Source organism: Nakamurella flava (assembly GCF_005298075.1).
Taxonomy (GTDB): domain Bacteria; phylum Actinomycetota; class Actinomycetes; order Mycobacteriales; family Nakamurellaceae; genus Nakamurella; species Nakamurella flava.
Genome location: NZ_SZZH01000001.1, coordinates 1,375,277 through 1,392,515, shown reverse-complemented (window position 1 = coordinate 1,392,515; position 17,239 = coordinate 1,375,277). Strand labels below are relative to the sequence as shown.

18 protein-coding genes are annotated in these 17,239 nt (G+C 72.2%); 7 read left to right on the top strand and 11 right to left on the bottom strand.

What is annotated here, in order from left to right:
- Nucleotides 1–437: 437 nt before the first annotated feature.
- Nucleotides 438–1,847 carry an NAD(P)/FAD-dependent oxidoreductase gene (locus FDO65_RS06270; RefSeq protein ID WP_240757455.1) on the bottom strand — a complete coding sequence of 470 codons (1,410 nt, stop codon included), beginning with the start codon at nucleotides 1,845–1,847 and terminating at the stop codon, nucleotides 438–440.
- 147 nt (nucleotides 1,848–1,994) lie between these two features.
- Between FDO65_RS06270 and FDO65_RS06265 the strand changes: the two genes are divergently transcribed.
- Nucleotides 1,995–2,531: a P-loop nucleotide/nucleoside kinase family protein gene (locus FDO65_RS06265; RefSeq protein WP_166442055.1), complete on the top strand. Its 537-nt coding sequence runs from the start codon at nucleotides 1,995–1,997 to the stop codon at nucleotides 2,529–2,531.
- Nucleotides 2,532–2,554: 23 nt separating this feature from the next.
- Here the strand turns inward: FDO65_RS06265 and ald are convergent, their stop codons facing one another.
- Nucleotides 2,555–3,682, bottom strand: coding sequence for an alanine dehydrogenase (ald, locus tag FDO65_RS06260; RefSeq protein WP_137448526.1), 1,128 nt, complete (start codon nucleotides 3,680–3,682; stop codon nucleotides 2,555–2,557).
- A gap of 73 nt (nucleotides 3,683–3,755) precedes the next feature.
- Nucleotides 3,756–5,114, bottom strand: a complete 1,359-nt coding sequence (locus FDO65_RS06255) for an aspartate aminotransferase family protein (RefSeq protein WP_137448525.1) — start codon at nucleotides 5,112–5,114, stop codon at nucleotides 3,756–3,758.
- 126 nt (nucleotides 5,115–5,240) lie between these two features.
- Here FDO65_RS06255 and FDO65_RS06250 point away from each other — a divergent pair, with 126 nt between their 5' ends.
- Nucleotides 5,241–6,938, top strand: coding sequence for a PucR family transcriptional regulator (locus tag FDO65_RS06250; protein WP_137448524.1), 1,698 nt, complete (start codon nucleotides 5,241–5,243; stop codon nucleotides 6,936–6,938).
- Here the strand turns inward: FDO65_RS06250 and FDO65_RS06245 are convergent.
- From FDO65_RS06245 to FDO65_RS22045, 4 genes are read right to left on the bottom strand one after another with little or no spacing between them, the layout of a single operon-like run.
- The gene (locus FDO65_RS06245; protein WP_137448523.1) at nucleotides 6,916–7,767 is read right to left on the bottom strand and encodes a hypothetical protein; all 852 of its coding nucleotides are present in this window, start codon (nucleotides 7,765–7,767) and stop codon (nucleotides 6,916–6,918) included. The two genes, FDO65_RS06250 and FDO65_RS06245, sit on opposite strands and share 23 nt — an antisense overlap.
- Complete coding sequence (locus tag FDO65_RS06240; protein ID WP_137448522.1) at nucleotides 7,767–7,967, bottom strand: hypothetical protein; 201 nt, start codon at nucleotides 7,965–7,967, stop codon at nucleotides 7,767–7,769. Before FDO65_RS06240 ends, FDO65_RS06245 begins: the two co-directional genes overlap by 1 nt.
- Entirely contained in the window at nucleotides 7,960–8,640 is a 681-nt protein-coding gene (locus FDO65_RS06235) for a hypothetical protein (RefSeq protein WP_137448521.1), read from the bottom strand. The genes FDO65_RS06240 and FDO65_RS06235 overlap by 8 nt, the downstream gene beginning before the upstream one ends.
- Nucleotides 8,641–8,646: 6 nt before the next feature.
- The gene (locus tag FDO65_RS22045) at nucleotides 8,647–9,078 is read right to left on the bottom strand and encodes a PspC domain-containing protein (protein WP_166442054.1); all 432 of its coding nucleotides are present in this window, start codon (nucleotides 9,076–9,078) and stop codon (nucleotides 8,647–8,649) included.
- 223 nt (nucleotides 9,079–9,301) lie between these two features.
- Between FDO65_RS22045 and FDO65_RS06225 the strand changes: the two genes are divergently transcribed.
- Nucleotides 9,302–10,501, top strand: a complete 1,200-nt coding sequence (locus FDO65_RS06225; protein ID WP_166442053.1) for a universal stress protein — start codon at nucleotides 9,302–9,304, stop codon at nucleotides 10,499–10,501.
- A gap of 55 nt (nucleotides 10,502–10,556) precedes the next feature.
- Here FDO65_RS06225 and FDO65_RS06220 read toward each other — a convergent pair whose 3' ends face one another.
- A complete protein-coding gene (locus FDO65_RS06220) occupies nucleotides 10,557–10,808 on the bottom strand; it encodes a dsRBD fold-containing protein (RefSeq protein ID WP_137448518.1) in 252 nt (83 codons plus the stop codon).
- 227 nt (nucleotides 10,809–11,035) lie between these two features.
- On the opposite strand from FDO65_RS06220, the gene FDO65_RS06215 reads away from it, so the two are divergent.
- Both FDO65_RS06215 and FDO65_RS06210 read left to right on the top strand, forming a co-directional pair.
- Nucleotides 11,036–12,493, top strand: coding sequence for a bifunctional aminoglycoside phosphotransferase/ATP-binding protein (locus FDO65_RS06215; protein WP_205849810.1), 1,458 nt, complete (start codon nucleotides 11,036–11,038; stop codon nucleotides 12,491–12,493).
- A 90-nt stretch (nucleotides 12,494–12,583) separates the two neighbouring features.
- Complete coding sequence (locus FDO65_RS06210; RefSeq protein WP_137448516.1) at nucleotides 12,584–12,805, top strand: hypothetical protein; 222 nt, start codon at nucleotides 12,584–12,586, stop codon at nucleotides 12,803–12,805.
- Nucleotides 12,806–12,810: 5 nt separating this feature from the next.
- On the opposite strand, the gene FDO65_RS06205 is transcribed toward FDO65_RS06210, so the two are convergent.
- Nucleotides 12,811–14,553 carry a SulP family inorganic anion transporter gene (locus FDO65_RS06205; RefSeq protein ID WP_137448515.1) on the bottom strand — a complete coding sequence of 581 codons (1,743 nt, stop codon included), beginning with the start codon at nucleotides 14,551–14,553 and terminating at the stop codon, nucleotides 12,811–12,813.
- 204 nt (nucleotides 14,554–14,757) lie between these two features.
- Here FDO65_RS06205 and FDO65_RS06200 point away from each other — a divergent pair, with 204 nt between their 5' ends.
- Together FDO65_RS06200 and FDO65_RS06195 are read left to right on the top strand one after the other, a co-directional pair.
- Complete coding sequence (locus tag FDO65_RS06200) at nucleotides 14,758–14,976, top strand: DUF1918 domain-containing protein (RefSeq protein WP_137448514.1); 219 nt, start codon at nucleotides 14,758–14,760, stop codon at nucleotides 14,974–14,976.
- Between the two features lie 100 nt (nucleotides 14,977–15,076).
- Nucleotides 15,077–15,283, top strand: a complete 207-nt coding sequence (locus tag FDO65_RS06195; protein WP_137448513.1) for a hypothetical protein — start codon at nucleotides 15,077–15,079, stop codon at nucleotides 15,281–15,283.
- A gap of 64 nt (nucleotides 15,284–15,347) precedes the next feature.
- On the opposite strand, the gene FDO65_RS06190 is transcribed toward FDO65_RS06195, so the two are convergent.
- Together FDO65_RS06190 and FDO65_RS06185 are read right to left on the bottom strand one after the other, a co-directional pair.
- Entirely contained in the window at nucleotides 15,348–16,259 is a 912-nt protein-coding gene (locus FDO65_RS06190; protein WP_137448512.1) for a universal stress protein, read from the bottom strand.
- 44 nt (nucleotides 16,260–16,303) lie between these two features.
- Nucleotides 16,304–17,122, bottom strand: coding sequence for a DUF6544 family protein (locus tag FDO65_RS06185; protein WP_205849809.1), 819 nt, complete (start codon nucleotides 17,120–17,122; stop codon nucleotides 16,304–16,306).
- Nucleotides 17,123–17,239: the final 117 nt, after the last annotated feature.

Here is a 17,239-nt window from a genome sequence, read left to right as displayed (position 1 = left end):
ATGGATGTTGCGCTCACTCCGTCGGCCCAGTCGCGCGATCAGCGACCCACTGTCCTGCTGCGCTGTCGAGGCTGGTGAGAACTGTTATCTCACAGTAGTTCTCGCAGGCAATGAGCGAGGAGGACGGCCGGGCGCGGATCGTGGATCGTCGCGCAGGTTCGAGCAGAGATGCCCAGCGGATCGAGTCATCGTCCGCCCGGCGTCAGTGCCACATCCTTTTGGCAGAGCACAGCAACGCTCCATCACCACGCGTTCGTCCGGCGGGCCCAGCGGCATGCTCCGCCCGACATCCCCGGCGCGAGCCCGGCAGCCGAACGACTGACGCCCGCTGGCACCGGCCGGGTCCGGCTGCGAGGTCCGTCACGCGCACACCCGGCGGACCGAAAGGCCCTCCCGCCCGGCGAGCGCGAACATTCTCGATCGCCGAGACCGCGGAATCAGGCGTCGATGGTCGGTCGGTCGGCCGAGTCGTCGTCCCAGGCGATCCGGTCCGGCTGGCCGTCGAGTTCGAGTCGGGCGGCCCGGTCCTTGTGGACGTAGCCGTTGGCCCACTGCAGGAACGCATCGACCCGGCTGTGCACCCCGGACAGCAGCATGGCGTGCAGGCCGAGCCACGCGATGAACGCGACGGGACCGTGGATCTCGTGCCGGTGCCGGCCCACCTCGGCGACGGCGGCGTTGCGGCCGATCATGGCCATGATGCCCTTGTCCCGGTAAGCGAACGGTTCGGTGCCCTTGCCCTTCAGTACGGCCCGGATGTTGTGGGCGACGGCCTCGCCGGACTGGACGGCGACCGACCCGAGCTGCGGCAGCGTCGGTGGATGCCCGGGCGGGGAGTCGGCCCCGGCGGCGCGCTCCTGGTCGTGGGTGTCCGGGATGTTCGCCACATCGCCGATGGCCCATACCCCGGGGAACCCGGGGACCGACAGATCCGCGGCGACATCGATCCGGCCGCCGTGCCCGGTCGGGGCGCCGAGGTTCGCGACCACCGGAGGGGCCGAGACGCCACCACCCCACACCACCGTGTGCGCGGGCCGGGTGGAACCGTCGGACAGCGTGACCCCGTCGGCCTGCACGCCGGTGACCGCCAGACCGAACTCGACGTCCACGCCGATCTTCTGCAGCTTCGCCAGGGCGTACTGCTGCGACTCCTGCGTGAACGGTTTGAGCAGCGCGTGTCCGTGGTCGACCAGCTGCACCTTTGCGGACCCGGCCAGCCGCCCCTCACGGACCAGCGCATCGACGAGCTCGCCGACGGCACCGGCCGTCTCGACCCCGGTGGGGCCGCCCCCGACGATCACCACGGTCGTCTGGTCCTGACTGGCCACCGGTCGGTCCGCGGGATCGGCCGCGGCGGCCTCGTCCGCCGATCGGGAAGCGGCGGTCTGCTCGGCCCCGGCCGGCAGGCACACCCGGCGCAGCTCACCGGAGAGTTGCCGGCGCAGCCGCTCCGCGTCGACCACCGAATAGAGCGGAAAGGAATGCTCGGCCGCGCCCGGGGTGCCGAAGAAGTTGGCCGTCGACCCGGCGGCCACCACGAGATGGTCGGCCGGGCCGATGTCGCCCTGCGAGGTGTGGACCACGCGCCGCTGCAGGTCGGCGCCGGTCACCTCGGCCTGAACGACGGTGACGGTGGGGGAGTCGGCGAAGAGGGTCTGCAAAGGCCGGGCGACGTCCTCGGCCGGTAGCTGCGAGGTCGCCACCTGGTAGAGCAGCGGCTGGAACTGCAGGTAGTCGTTGCGATCGATGACCGTGACCCGGACCCCGTGCTTGGCCAGATGGGTGGCCGCGGCGACGCCCGCCATGCCGCCGCCGATCACCGTTGCCGTCGCCGCAGGTGTGTGCACGTCAAGCCTCCCCGGTCGGGCGGCGTCCGCGCTTCGAACCCGCCCGCCACCGTCCTACACCACGGACCTGACGGGAAGCTGTCGCGCAGGCCGGGTGTCCCCGGTCGGGTCGCCGGGATCCGGCCGGATGCGCCTCATGATGGTCCGATGCCGCCGGTCCTCGTTCTCATCAATGGGTTACCCGCCAGCGGGAAGTCGACGCTGGGCCGGCAATGGTGTGCCAGACATGCCTCGCAGCTTCCGCTCTGTCTCGACATCGACGTGATCCGGTCGATGGTCGCCGGCTGGCGGGAGGCCTCCTTCGAGGCCGGGTCGGCCGCCCGGGACATCGCCCTCGCCGCCATCGCCACCCACCTGGGCAGTGGGCGAGATGTCGTCGTCCCGCAGTTTCTCGGCCGGCCGGACTTCGTCGAGCGCCTCCGCGGGGTGGCCGACGCCGTCGGTGCCGGTTTCGTCGAGGTCGTCCTGACCATCGATCCCGCGCTCGCTGCGCAACGCTTCACGGCCCGCGCGCGGGACGCCGGCGCGGATGAGCCCTGGGGTCGGCTCACGGGTGACATGACCGACACCGCAGCCCGCTTCGACGCTGTCGTCGCCCGCCGCCCAGGCGTCGTCCGCATCGCCGCGAACGCCCGTCAACTCGACGAACTGGAGCAGGCGGTCGATCGGTCACGGCCGTCGTGACCGACCCACCGCCCGTCCCCGCGTCAGCCGGCCAGCAGGGTGGCCGGATCGGTGAACGCCAGCTCCAGCGAGTCCGCGACCGGGCGGGTGACCAGGTGGCCGCGCAGGGTCGACAGACCGTGCCGCAGGGCGGGGTCACCGCTGGCCGCGGCGGCGACGCCGCAGTCGGCGACGGTCACCAGATAGGGCAGGGTGGCCGAGGTCAGGGCGAGGGTGGACGTACGGGCGACCGCGCCGGGGATGTTCGCGACGCAGTAGTGCACGACGCCCTCCTCGACGAAGGTCGGATCGGAATGCGTGGTGGGGCGGCTGGTCTCGATGCACCCGCCCTGGTCGATGGCGATGTCGACGACGACGCTGCCGGGTCGCATGGAGGCGACCATCTCGCGGGAGACGAGCTTGGGGGCCTTGGCCCCGGGGACCAGGACGGCGCCGATGACGACGTCCGACTCGGCGATGTAGGCGGCGGTGCGGGCCCGGTTCGGGGTCACGAGATCCAGTCGTCCACCGAAGATGTCGGACAGGTAGGCCAGCCGGGCGGGGTTGGTGTCGAACACGGTGACCAGGGCGCGCATGCCCAGGGCGATCTTGGCGGCCTCGGTGCCGGAGACGCCGCCACCGATGATGGTGACCCGGGCGGCCGGGGTACCGGGGACGCCGCCCATCAGAATGCCGGCCCCACCGGACGGGCTTTCCAGGGCGTGCGCGGCGGCCTGCACGGCCATCCGGCCGGCGACCTCGCTCATCGGGGTGAGCAGCGGCAGCTTGCGGCCGGGCAACTCCACCGTCTCGTACGCGATGGAGTCGATCTTCTTGTCCAGCAGGAACTGGGTGAGCTGCTTGTCCGCGGCCAGGTGGAGGTAGGTGAACAGCTGCTGGCCCTCGCGGAAGCGGTGGTACTCGGCCGGGATCGGCTCCTTGACCTTGACGATGAGGTCGGCGGCGGCGAAGACCTCGTCGGCGGTGGCCAGCACTTCGGCCCCGGCGGCGACGTACTCGGCGTCCGGGAAGCGGGAGCCGAGCCCGGCTCCGGCCTGCACGACCACGCGGTGGCCGTGGTGGACGAGCTCGGCGACGCCGTCGGGTTGGACGGCGACGCGGTTCTCGTTGTCCTTGATCTCCTTGGGGACACCGACGACGAGACGGGACATGGTGCGCTCCTGGGGGTGGGGAGGGAAGGTGTCGGGCTGGTGGCCCGTGGGGTGAGTCGGGATGGGGGGAGAACTAGAGCTGGGTCCAGGCGTCGGACAGCACCGACCGCAGGGCCTGCTCGATGCGGTCGAACTCGCGCTGCCCGCTGATCAGCGGCGGGGCGAACTGCACGACGGCCTGGCCGCGGTCGTCGGCCCGGCAGTACACGCCGGCCTCCCACAGACCGGGAGCGACGAACCCGCGGAGCACCCGCTGGCAGTCGGCCGGAGTGAACGGGGTCTTGGCGTGCTGATCCTTGACCAGCTCGACCGACCAGAAGTAGCCGTTGCCGCGGACGTCACCGACGATGGGCAGGTCCAGGAGCCGCCGCAGGGTGTGTTCCAGGGCGCCTTCGTTCCGGCGGACATGTCCGAGCAGGTCCTCCCGTCCGAACAGGTCCAGGTTGGCCAGCGCGCCCGCGCAGGCGCCCGGGTGCCCGCCGAAGGTGTAGCCGTGGCCGAACGAGACCCCATCGGCAGCAAAGGGTTCGAAGATGCGGTCGGAGATGATCGCCGCGCCCAAGGGTGAGTACCCGGACGTCAGACCCTTGGCGGTGGTGATGATGTCCGGCTGGTAGCCGAACTTCTCACAGCCGAACATGGTGCCCAGGCGCCCGTAGGCGCAGATGACCTCGTCGGAGACGAGCAGGACGTCGTGGGCGTCGCAGATCTCGCGCAGCCGCTCGAAGTAGCCGGCGGGCGGCGGGATCGACCCGCCGGCGTTCTGCACCGGTTCGACGAACACGGCGGCCACCGAATCCGGCCCCTCGGCCAGGATGGCCTCCTCGAACCGGTCGGCCGCCCACCGGCCGAACACCTTCTCGTCGTCGGCCACGAACTCCGGGGCCCGGTAGAAGTCGGTGTTGGGCACCTTGACCGCACCCGGCACCAGCGGCTCGAACGCGTGCTTGAAGCGGGGGACGCCGGTGATCGCCAGCGCGCCCTGGGTGACCCCGTGGTAGGCGACGGCCCGGGAGATGACCTTGGTCTTGTTCGGCCGGCCGGTCAGCTTGAAGTACTGCTTGGCCACCTTCCAGGCGGTCTCCACCGACTCGCTGCCGCCGGAGGAGAAGAACACCTTGTTGAGATCGCCGGGCGCGAGAGCGGCCAGCCGGTCGGCCAGCTCGATCGCCGGCGGGGTCGCATACCCCCACACCGGGAAGAAAGCGAGCTCCCGGGCCTGGCGGGCGATGGCCTCGACGATCTCCTCGCGGCCGTAGCCGGCCTGCACCACGAACAACCCGGACAGGGCGTCGAGGTATTCACGCCCGTGGCTGTCCCAGATCGACGTGCCCTCGCCGCGGACGATGGTCGGCACCTGGGCGCGGCCGTCGGCGTAGGGGCCCATCGCCGTGAAGTGCAGCCAGAGGTGGTCGGCGGCCGAGACGGTCATGGGCGCTCCTGGGTCTGATCCACAACGGTGGGCGGTGGCGGGCGGTGCCGGTGCAGTGCATCCATCGTGGCAGAACCGGTCTTGACTGTCTGTCAAGTTCAAGACCGGGTTCTTTACAATCGTGCGGTGCTGCCCACCGTGCGGTCCGTGCTGGACCTGCCCTCCGTCCGTCGTGGTGAGCCCACCGTCGTCGGCGGGGCCGCCGGTCTGGACGCGCCCGTCCGCTGGGTACACGTCAGCGACGTCAGCGACCTGCACCAATTGCTCAGCGGTGGGGAGATGGTGCTCACCACCGGTCTGCCGTTCGCCGGCCCGGACCCGGTCGGACGGGACTACCTCCGCATGCTCGCCGAACTGCGCGTCGCTGCGCTGGTCGTCGAACTGGGCCGCTCGGTGCAGCAGCTGCCGGCGGCGACCGGGGAATGCGCCGACGTGTTGGGCCTGCCGGTGGTGACCCTCTCCCGACCGACCGCCTTCGTCGCCGTCACCGAGCAGACCCACCGGTTGATCGTGGCCGACCAGTTCGAGGAACTGCAGTTCGCGCACGCGACCCACCAGGTCTTCACCTCGCTCAATCTGGCCCGCGCCACGCCGACCGACATCGTCGGCCGGGCCGCCGAGATGCTCGGCGACGCCGTCGTTCTCGAGGATCTGACCCATCGGGTCCTGGCCTTCGCGGCAGGCCCGCGGCCGACGGCCGAGCTGCTGCAGGACTGGACGGAACGGTCCCGGCGAGCTCCCGCCGACTGGACGGTGGTCGGGGTGGGGGACGCCGCCCCGGGGGGCGATCCGACGGCCGGATCGACCCGGTGGGGTCGGCTGATCCGCCCGGGCCCGCCTGACCCCGACCGCCGGTCGACCCATGCGTCGACGGGGGTGGACGCGAGTCGGCCCTCCGGCGCCAGCCGGACCAGCATGGTGCTGGAGCGGGCGGCCCAGTCGCTGCACCTGCACCGCATGCTGGAACGGGACCGCGACGCCCTGCTGCTGCAGGCCTTCGGTGGGCTGCTCGACGACCTGCTCACCGGGCGGATCACCGACGAGCCCGAGGCCCAGGCCCGCGCCGCCGCGCTCGGCCTGCAGGTGCCCGCCGGCCTCGGAGCGCGGCACGTCCCCGTCGTGGTGCGCCTGGGATCCGGGGTGGCGGACGACCCGTCCGACGCGGTGGCCGCCGGCGAGATCGACCGGCGGGTGCTGTCGGCCGTCCGGCAGGAGATCACCACCGCGGGCGGTACCGCGATCGGCTCCATCCGTCGCCCCGGCACCATCGCCCTGCTGGTCGGCAGTTCCCGCGCGGCGTTGGTCGACCGCCTGCTGCAGGCGACCTGCGCCGCTGTGGAGCGGCGACTGTCGACCCGGTCGGTCGAGACCCGGAACTGGGCGGTCGGCACGTCGGGGCCGGTACCCGGGCTGGTGGCCGCGGCGCGGGCGCTGGCCGAGGCCGACCATGTCGCCGAGGTCGGACTGGCCGCGGCCCCGGTGGCGGACGGGACCCGGCAACGGCTGTTCCGGCCCAGCGACGTCCGGTTGCGGGGCCTGCTGACCCTGCTCCGCCACGACCACCGGGTGCAGCAGTTCGCCGAGAGCGAGCTGGGGCGGCTGCTCGACCACGACGCCCGCACCGGCGAACGGCTCACCGACGTGCTGCGGGCCTTCCTCGCCAGCGGCGGGGGCAAGACGGACACGGCCCGCCGCACCGGCCTGAGCCGGCCCACCCTCTACAGCCGTCTGGCCAGCATCGAGCGGATCCTCGGAGTGTCCCTGGAATCGGTGGAGTCGCGGACCTCGCTGCACGCCGCCCTCATGCTGATCGACCTGCACTGACCGGTGCGGTCGGCAGCGACACGTGCGGCACGGTCATCAGCGGGCACGGGGTGGTCAGTCGCCACCGGTCGAGCAGGCTGGGGCCGGCCGATTCGTCGATGGCGCGGACACTGCTGACGACGAGCACAGCGGCCCGGTCGGCGCGGCGGACGATGTCGCCGACGGGGTCGGTGGCGGGCACCACGAGGTGGGTGTGGACGTCCGGGAACCCCCGGAGCAGATCGTCCATGCGATCCTCCGCGGCGGCCGTCTCCGACGTCACGACCACGAGGTCGCTCCAGCGACGGGACGCCATCGCCAGCGCATGGGTCAGGACCGCTCTGCCCCCCGGGTCGACGAGGGCGAGGACCGGCGCGTTCGTCATGGCCGGGCCCGTCACGGGGTCGGGCACCTCCACGGGGGTGATGACGACCGGGCACGACGCCCTCTCCAGGAGCGCGCTGGCCCGCGCCCGACCGGTCGCGGTCGCCGCCGGAACCGCGGTGACCACGATGACCGCCGATGCCGAACAGGCTCGTACCTGCCTCCACAGGTCATCGCCGGTGACGACGGCGGTCGTGACCACCAGAGCCGGGTGTGCGGAGCGGGCGGCGGACACGGTTCGGTCGACATCGCACGCCGAGCAGTCGGGCCGGTCGGACGTCCCGACCAGCAGGTGGAGGGGGGCCGCCCGGCGACGGCATTCGCCGGCGGCCCAGATGATCGCCGGGGCGGCGTACTCGGAGGATTCGAGTGCGAGAACGACGGCGCCGTCGGGTATCCCGATACCGACCGGGCCACCGGTGTCCATCGGGTCGGACGTGAGCCCGCCGGTCGGCCGGTCGGACATCACGTCCCCCTCGGGGAGCGGGGCGGCCGTAGGGCGCTGAACAGGACGGATACGCCGACGGCGACGGCGATCCCGGGAAGGGCCACGGACCAGTCGATGCGCAGGGCGAACACCTCCTGGAGCAGCAGCAGGACACCGACGACGAAGAAGAAGTTGCCCAGGCCCACGATGAAGGGCCGGACCGGATCGCCCTCAGCCATGGCGGATCTCCACGTCGCCGACTCCGACGTCGATACCGATCGTCACCGTCGGCGCTGGGGGAGCCTGCGTCCAGACGACGTCGACACCGTCGTCGATGGCGTGCCCGTCGAGCTGGACCGTTCCGGTGCCGATGCCGACCACCACAGCGATCCGATCCATCCCGTCCGACGGCCGGGACGTTCCATCGCGGGGCAGGATGAGGACGACGTGCCCCATCCCCACGCCGATGGTTCCGCTTCCGGTCGTCGGCAGCCGGTGACGCGTGAGGTCGAGCGTCACACTCCCTGCGCTGGTGGTCTGGGAGACGGGCCAGTCCGGGGAATCGGGGGTGAGGGTGACGTTTCCGATCGGGCCGGCGAACCGGTCCGCGCCGGCACCCACGGAGGCCGCGGCGAGCAGCGAGATGACGCCGCACCAGATCAACAGTCGACGGCGTCCGGGCAGGACGGTCGTCGCCATCAGCGCGGCGCCGATCACGGTCAGCGCGATGGCGGGAAAGAAGTGCCAGGGGACGGACCGGCCGGACAGATCCAGCAGCCACCCCACGCCGACCGAGCCGATCAGCAGACCGATCGCGAAGCGCTCGGTCCGGAGGAGTCGCCCGGAGGACGGACGGCGTGGCGCGGCCACCGGGAGCGGATGCGGACCGTGGTCCGGAAAGAACAGGACCATGGGGGATCACCGCCGCCAGGCGGAGACGGTGACCAGGGTGCCGGCGGCCACCAGCAGCAGGGGCCACACCCATGGCCAGTCCCACCAGGGCATGACCGCCCGGGACATCAGCAGTCCGCCGCCGACGAGCAGACCGACCCCGGTGACCACCGCCGCGGTGGGTCGGCGACGTCGCGTCGACATCGCCGGCCGGGTCGCCGAAGACGGTTCCACCGGCACGGCGATCCAGGCGACCAGGTAGATGATCACTCCGGCACCGCCGGACAGGGTGAGGAGGACGGCGGCCACCCGCAGCACCACGGGGTCGACCTCGAAGTAGTGGCCCAGCCCGCCGCAGACTCCGCCGATGACGCGATCCCGGCGGCTGCGCCACAGTCCGCGCATCGACGGTGCCGAGGCCGTCGTTCCGGGTCCGGGAAGCGTGGACACATCTGACATGTCGATCCTCTCCGGCGGGTTCCACTCGGGTGGGACCAGGTACCAGGGTGCGCCCGCGGTGGGAACGACGACAGGGCCACAAGCCCCCATCGCGCCGGCGCCGCCGCCTCGGTCCCGTGTGCGAACTGAGTCTTTCGGCACTCCTTCGGAACCGTCGCGCCGGGCACCGTCGATGTCGCCCCGATCGCCGGGCACCACAGGCGCCGTAGCCACGGAGGATGCGATGAGTGCTGTCGAGGATGCTCGAATCACTGCCGAGGCCCGGCGGGCCACGGCGGCCAGACCGGGGGGCATGTCCCGCTACGAGCGGGCGGTGCAGCGGTACCTGAGCACGACACAGCACACGCCGGCCCCGGCCGGTGAGTCGGCCCCTCCGGTCCCGTCGGTCGCGGTCGCCGCCGGTGAGTCGGCCCCGCCGGCCCCTCCGGTCCGGTCGGTCGCGGTCGCCCCGGACCGGGACACGCCCGCGGACGGGGTGGGCGTGTCCGCGATCGCCACCGTGGGCGCACGTTTCCCGGACCTCGGTCCGTGTCCCCCCGGCGCCGTGGTCGTCGGCATCGACGACGACTCCTCCAGCGACGCAGCCATGGGATGGGCCGCCGAGGAGGCCGAGCGTCGGGACGCAACGCTGCACCTGGTCCACTGCTTCGACCTGCCGGCGATGGCGTGGCAGCCGGAGTACCGCCTGTACGCCGGGGATCTGCTCGATCGGGCACGGCAGTCGGCCGCGGATCGGCTGGCCGTCGCCGAGCAGCAGATCCGCGTCGCTCGTCCCGGTCTGCCGGTGGTCGCCTCGCTGGTGAACGGGCGTGCCGCGCAGGTGCTGCGGTCGGCGTCGGACGGTGCGCGGCTGACCGTGGTCGGTCATTCGCCGGCGTCCCGGGGTTCCCGGGTGCTGCTGGGGTCGGTCAGCCTGTCGGTGGTGTCCCGCTGCCCGGCTCCGGTGGTGGTGGTGGGACCGGACTCCGCACGTCGATCCGGCCCGGTGGTGGTCGGTTTCGACGGTTCGGCAGCGAGCCAGGCCGCCGTGGGGGTGGCCATGGAAGAGGCCACGGTGCGTGGCGAGCAGGTCATCGCCGTCCACGCCTGGAACGACGCGGACCGGGACGCGAACCGGCTCCACCAGCTGATGAGCGACCCGCGTGAGCTGGAGGAGCAGGAGCGCACCCGGGTGCTCCACCAGCTGGCCCCCTGGCAGGAACGGTTCCCTGACGTACCGCTGCGGGCGGTGGTGGACCGTGCGCGGCCGGCCACGGCGCTGCTGCGGCAGGGCGGCACCGCTGGACTCCTGGTCGTCGGCACCCGTGGACGGGGTGGCCTGGCCGGACTGCTGTTGGGGTCGACCAGTCACATGGTGGCCAGCTACAGCACGTGCCCGGTCATGGTCGTCGGCGCCGGCCAGGCAACGGCGTCCGATGGCTGAGTCCCGGGTCGGCAGCCGGCGACGGGACGGGTCGTCCGGCTGCCCGTCGATGGGGTCAGCGCGACTGGACTCCTCGGGCGTCGTCGCCGGCGACCGCGGTCAACCGGTGCCCGAGGTCCACCAGTGCCCGCCCCGCGGCGATCTCATCGACGACCTCGGCCAGCCTCCCGGCCGCGGTCGGCCGGGAGGCTGTCCCTTCCCCGATGACCTCCGCGGAGCCGGTGGCCCGCAGTCGGGCGCGCGCCGTCGTCCCGGTCTCGTGCTGGAACAGGAAGACCTCGACGGACCACCGTTCGGTGTGTGTCATGACCGCTCCTCCGGATTCTCGGACATCCACGCTGGGACAGGGGATGTCAGCGTCTGCGCGACGCGGGCGTCCGGCCAGAGCCGTTGGTCCCCATCAGGGCGGGCCTGCGGCGGCCGGCTGGTCGTGGGGGTCGCTCCGCCGACCGGGGGACTGCGATGACAGCGTGGTCCTCGGCGGGCGGGACCGGGGGGTGGGGCGCCGGTGGCCCACCGACGGGTCAACCATGGGTGGCGGTCCGCGAGACCCACAGCGGTGTCGTCGTTCTGTGGGGGGACCGGGCGGTCAAGTTCAAGAAGCCGGTCGACCTGGGGTACCTGGATTTCCGCGCGGTGGCCGACCGGCGCCGTCATTGCCAGCGTGAGATCACGCTCAACCGCAGGCTGGCTCCCGACGTGTACCTCGGCGTGGCCGAGGTCTCCGATCCCGCGGGCGGGCCGCCCGAGCCGGCGGTGGTGATGCGCCGCCTGCCCGAGGACGCCCGGCTGACCGCGGTGGTCCGCCGGGGCTCCGGCGTCCGCGACGTCATCGACGAGATCGCCCGGATGGTGGCGTCCTTCCACAGCACCGCCCGGCGTGGTGCGACCATCGACGCCCAGGCGATGCCGGCAGCGATCTCCGCCCGGTGGGAGTCGACCTTCGCCGACATCGCCCGCGACGGCGGGGACCTGCTGGACGTCGCCCACCTGCGCGTGGTCCGCGACCATGTCCACGATTTCCTCACCGGCCGGGAACGACTGTTCCGCTCCCGCATCACGGCGGGACGGGTGGTCGACGGCCACGCGGACCTGTTGTGCGACGACATCTTCTGCCTCGCCGACGGCCCCCGGATCCTGGACTGCCTGGATTTCGACGACACGCTGCGGTACGTCGACGGGTTGGACGACGTGGCCTGCCTGGCCATGGACCTGGAAGCGCTGGGAAGTCAGTACGCCGCCCGGTACCTGTTCGAGCGGTACACGGCGTACGCCGCCGATCCTGCGCCGGCATCGCTGTGGCACCACTACGTCGCCTACCGGGCGTTCGTCCGGCTCAAGGTGGCGTGCCTACGGGCTCGCGACCACGACGTGGATGCCGGCCGGACGGCCCGCACCCTGCTGGACTGCGCGGTGCGGCACCTGCGGGCCGGGCAGGTGCGTCTCATCCTGGTCGGCGGTCTGCCCGGCAGCGGGAAGAGCACCGTGGCCGGTGGACTGGCCGACCGGCTGCACGCCGTCCTGCTGTCCAGCGATGTCCTGCGGGAGCAGGAGGTCGAGCCCGCCGCCGGCCCCGCTCCTGCACCGTTCGGCTGCGGCCGCTACGACCGGCAGCACCGTGACCAGGTGTACCAGGAGATCTTCCGGCGGGCGGAGGTGCTGCTGGAGATGGGCGAGACCGTCGTCGTGGACGCCAGTTTCGTCGACACCGGTCATCGGCTGCTGGCCGAGAGAGCTGCGTACCGCACCTTCTCCCGCCTGGTCGGGTTGCGGTGTGTCGCCCCGCCCGAGGTGCGTGAACAGCGACTACGGGACCGGCCTGCCGGCCCGTCGCAGGCCACCGTCGACATCGCCCGGGTGATGGCCAAGGCCGCCGACCCCTGGCCGGACAGCATCGGGCTGCCCACCACCGGGGAACCGGAGCGGACGCTGGACCTGGCCCTGGAGGTCGTCTGTGGCGGAGATCGACCGATGAGCGCGGGAGATGTCTGAAACCTCGAGGGCCATCGAGGACGCCTCGACCTCGTGACCCATCGACCACCCCTGTCCGACCACCCCTGTCCGACCACCAGGAGAGATGACATGACCACCACCCAAAGGACCCGCAGGCGTGAGGCGGACCACTACCTCGCGATCTGCGTCGATGAACTCGTCGACGAGTACGGCGAGCAGCGCTCGGACGAGATCACCCGCTCGGCCCGACAGGCCCTCCGCGAGCTCTCCGGGTCCATCGCCACCGAGTCGCTCCCGGAGATGGTCACGCGGCTCGTCCGGGTGCGGCTCGGGCCGCCGGCGGCGGGGTGACGTGATCAGGTCCCTGATCCCGGCCGCCGGAGCTGCTCATCTCGCCATCGCCGGAAGGCCTCCACGGCCGTCGGCAGCGTCGGAAAGACGTGCCCGTCGCCGATCTTCCCGATGATGCCCGCGGCCCGGAGGCCCGGCAGTAGTTCCTGTTTCGCCCGGGCGAGGGCGACCACGACCCCGTCACGCTGTAGCTCGTCGACGACATCCCGCAGTGCGTCGGCCGCGGTCAGGTCGATGTCGACGTTGGCCTCGGCATTGAGGACGAACCATTGCGGGTCGACGGGCTCGTCACCGCTCCCAGCGGGGCGGGCGGCGGCCAGCGCCCGGTGACGGAAATCGTCCGCGTTGGCGAAGCACAGAGGCGCGTCGTAGCGGTAGACCACCAGTCCGGGGATGCGGTGCCCTCCGGGGTAGTCGTCGACGTCGTGCATACCGGCCACTCCGGGGACGACGCCGAGGATGCCCGCGTGCGGGCGGGCGACCCGTCGCAGCAGATCGGCGACCGACAGACCCACCGCCACCACCACGCCCGCACCGGCCCCCAGGCCGACGACGGCGACGGTGGTCAGCAGGGCGATGAGCAGCTCGCTGCGCCGGAACCGGGCGATCCGCCGGAGTTCGGCGACGTCGATGAGCTGGGTCGCTGCGAAGACGACCAGGGCGCCCAGCGCCGCCCGCGGGAAGGTGGACAGCAGCGGTCCCGCGCAGACGAGGGTGACGACGACGCCTCCGAGGGCCACGAGCGAGGAGAACTGGCTGCGGGCACCGGCGCTGACGGCGATCGCGGTACGGCTGCCACTGGAGCTGACCGGGAAGCCGTGCAGGAGCGACGAGGACAGGTTGGCCGTCCCCAGCGCGAGCCACTCCCGGTTGGCGTCCACCGGCGGGTGCCGTTGCTTGAATGCGAAAGCCCTGGCCGTGAGGACATTGTCGGTGTAGCCGACGAACGCCACGCCGAGTGCCGGGACCGCCAGGGCGACGACGTCGGGGCCGGTCACCGGGGGCACGGACGGCATCGGTAGGCCGGCCGGGACCGCCCCGATGAGTTCGATGCCGCTGGCCCCGAGTCCGAAGAGCGCCACTGCGGCCGCCGCGATGACCACGACCAGCAGCGGGCCGGGCAGCCGAGGCGCCCACCGCCGCAGGGCCACCAGGGTGAGGAGGGTCCCGCCGGCCACTGTGATGGTGGGCCACTGCATCCGTCCCAGGTGGGTCAGGACCTCGACGACCTGGCTGACCACACCGTCTCCCGTCACCGGCACACCGGTGACGGTGTGGAGCTGGCCGGCCATCATGATGAGCGCGACCCCCGTCATGTAGCCGGTCAGCACCGGCTTGGACAGCAGGTCGGCGACGAAGCCCAGGTGGCACGCCCAGGCCAGCAGGCAGACGGCGCCCACCAGCAGGGCCAGCAGGGCGGCGAGACCGGCGTAGCGGGTCGGGTCGCCGGCGGCCAGGGGCAGCAGGGCGACCGCGGTCATCACCGCGGTGGTGGACTCGGGGCCGACGGACAATTGCCGGGACGACCCCAGCAGCGCGTAGACCGCCAACGGACCCATGACCGCCCAGAGACCGGTGACCGCGGGAAGTCCGGCGATCTGCGCGTAGGCCATGACCTGCGGCACGAGGTAGGCGCAGACCGTGAGTCCGGCCACGGTGTCGGCGAACAGCCACTGCCGCGACGCGGATGTCCGTCGGGTGTGGTGCGCGGCGGCCCGCGCCGCGGAACCGCCGGGCGGCCATCTCACCCTTCGCACGGTAGAGCCGCAGCAGTGCTGGGCCCAGGGCCGAAAGCCCTACCACGGAGACGTTCTCGACCCGATCAGACAAATGGGATCGAACGGCCCTGTCCGACAGCGGGCGCCGGTGATGACATCACTGCGCGGGGCCCGGGTGGGCCTGCACCAGGAACCCAAGGTCGTAAATGGGCAGGGCCGGAAGGACGGGTCGACATGATGCACGCTCGGGCAGGGGATTGGCTGATCGTTCACGGGCGGGTCCAGGGGCAGCCCGAGCGGCGAGCGCAGATCCTCCGGGTCGGCCCGTCGGGAGCTCCGCCGTACGCGGTCCGATGGACCGACGACGATCGGAACGGCATCGTGTTCCCCGGGCCCGACGCCGAGATCGTCACCAGCGAGCAGCTGTTCGACGAGCTGGCCGGGGACGACTGACGTGGGTCGCCGGCCGGTGCGACGGACCGTCGAAGATCCCTCGACGGCAGCGAGCCGTCTGGCCACGGCCATCCGTCACCATCTGAGCGGAACGGGGTGTGTGACCCCGCAGCAGCAGCTGGAGCTGATTCTGGCCGATCGCGCCGCCGCCGATCCGTCGGCCGGGCCCGCGTCACCTCCCAGCGGGTGGACGCCGTTCTTCATACCCGCCCCGCGGGCCTGTCGCGTGCCGGCTCCGGGCATCGCCTGGTGGCGCGAACTCGATCTGCTCCGACCGACCTTCGAGGTGGGGACGGCCCGGCACTGATGGCGTCGCGGGAGCCGGCCCGGCCGCGAGGATCCCGGGTGTCGCAGGCACACCGCCCGGCGGGTCAGTGGGCCGGGGTGACCGCCACGGGGCAGGGGGCGTGGGCGATCAGGTGCTGGCTGTTGGAGCCCAGGACGAGTCCCCGGAAGCCCCCGCGCCCCCGGCAGCCCACGACCAGCAGCGACGGCGGCCGCAGCCCGTCGACCGAATGCTCGGCGATGTCGAGCAGGGTGGGGGTGGGGTCGCCGGCGCGGAGCGTCTCGTGCACTGTCACGTCGGGGTACTTCTCGGACCAGCCGGCGAGCTGCTCGGACAACAGGCGGGCCTCCCGGCCCTCCAGCGGTTGCTCCGAGATGGGTACCCCGACGGACAGCGCATACCACTCCGAGAAGTCGAGCCAGCTGTGCGCCGCGATCAGCGGCTCACCCCGCCAGGAGGCCTCCTCCATGGCGAAGGCCAGCGCCCGATCCGAATGGGCGGACCCGTCCAGCCCGACCAGGACGGGTCCGCGCATCCGTACGGCGTCGGTCCGAGGATCCCGACGCACGACCACCACGGGGCAGGGAAGGTGACCGGCGGCCTGACGGGCGATGGAACCCAGCAGGGTGTCCGGGAACGAACGTTGACCGTGGGCCCCGACCACCGCGAAGAGGGCGTGCTCGCAGGTGTGCTGTAGAGCCAGCACCGGGTGGTCGCCGAAGCAAGCCGTGGTCAGCGGCACGTCGGGGTACTGGGCGCCGACCTTGTGGGCGGCCAGGGCGAGCTGGGCCTGCCCCTCCTTGTGCAGTGCGTTGCGCAGATCGCCGGCGCTGATTTCGCTGCCCGGCACAGCGCCCACCGGCATGGTGAAGCCGTGGACCAGGCGGACGGCAGCGTCCCGGCGACGGGCCTCGCCGGCCGCCCAGAGTGCTGCGGACACACTCTCGGCCGACCCGTCGATACCGACGACGATGGTGTTGATGCGGACGACGGACATCGTGCTCTCCTGTCTCCGGCGCGGGAACCGCCGGCAGCGGTGGTTCAGTGGAAGATCGCGTGGGTGACGGTCGCGCGGTAGAACTCGCCGTCGCCGGCCGGTGATCCGTCGGGGCACCACGCAGCTCGCAGGACGCTGGGAATGGTGACGCCGCCGACAGTCGTCTCCGCCGAGGCGCTGACGACGAACGGGTACCAGTCGAGCGGGTGACCGGCCGGGGCGCCCCATCGCCGTACCCTCACCTGGGTGACCCGCCCGCCGGGGTCTAGCCGGATACGGACGGCGCGCCGGGTCGCCGGGCCGGGCAGGTGACCGACCAGGACGTCACGGTCGCGATCGTCGGCAGTCCAGTGGCCGATCATGAAAGCGGTGGGCACGAAAACGATCTCGGCGGCCAGTCGCCCAGCCGCCGACAACGCGACATCCGGGCCGGCGGAGTTCAGGACCGGGATGATGCCGCACCCTCGCCATCGCATCTCACCGACACCGTCGCCGAATCGGTCGTAGCCGCTGACCGGAAGCCCGGCCACCCTCGCCCGAGCCGACCAGATGTAGCCCCGTTCCGGCGCCAGAACCTGGGTCGCGGTGAACGGGCGCCACCGGCCCAACCGGATCGTCCCGGTCATCCGCAGTTGCCCCACCGACCACAGTGGCGTGCCCGCCGCGATGGCGTGATCGAGCCAGCGGCGGACCGGCTCCGGATGGTCGGCCCACTCGGCCGGGTCGTAGACCCGCTCGGGGTACGTCGTCGTCGACAGGTGCTGCCACAGACGCGTGACCGGTCGCGCCGCCCGCGGCGGCGACATGTTCCAGGCGGTCGCCTCGGCCTGAGTGCCGGTGGGTGAGCGGGTGAGGCCGGGCATGACTGGCTCCCTGGGGCCGAGGTGACCTGGAATCCGAGTCGACTGTTCCGACGGAGCGGCGCCCGGCGGTCAGACCGATGCGTGCCCCTTCAGAGTCCGGCGCCCAAGATTGCGCGC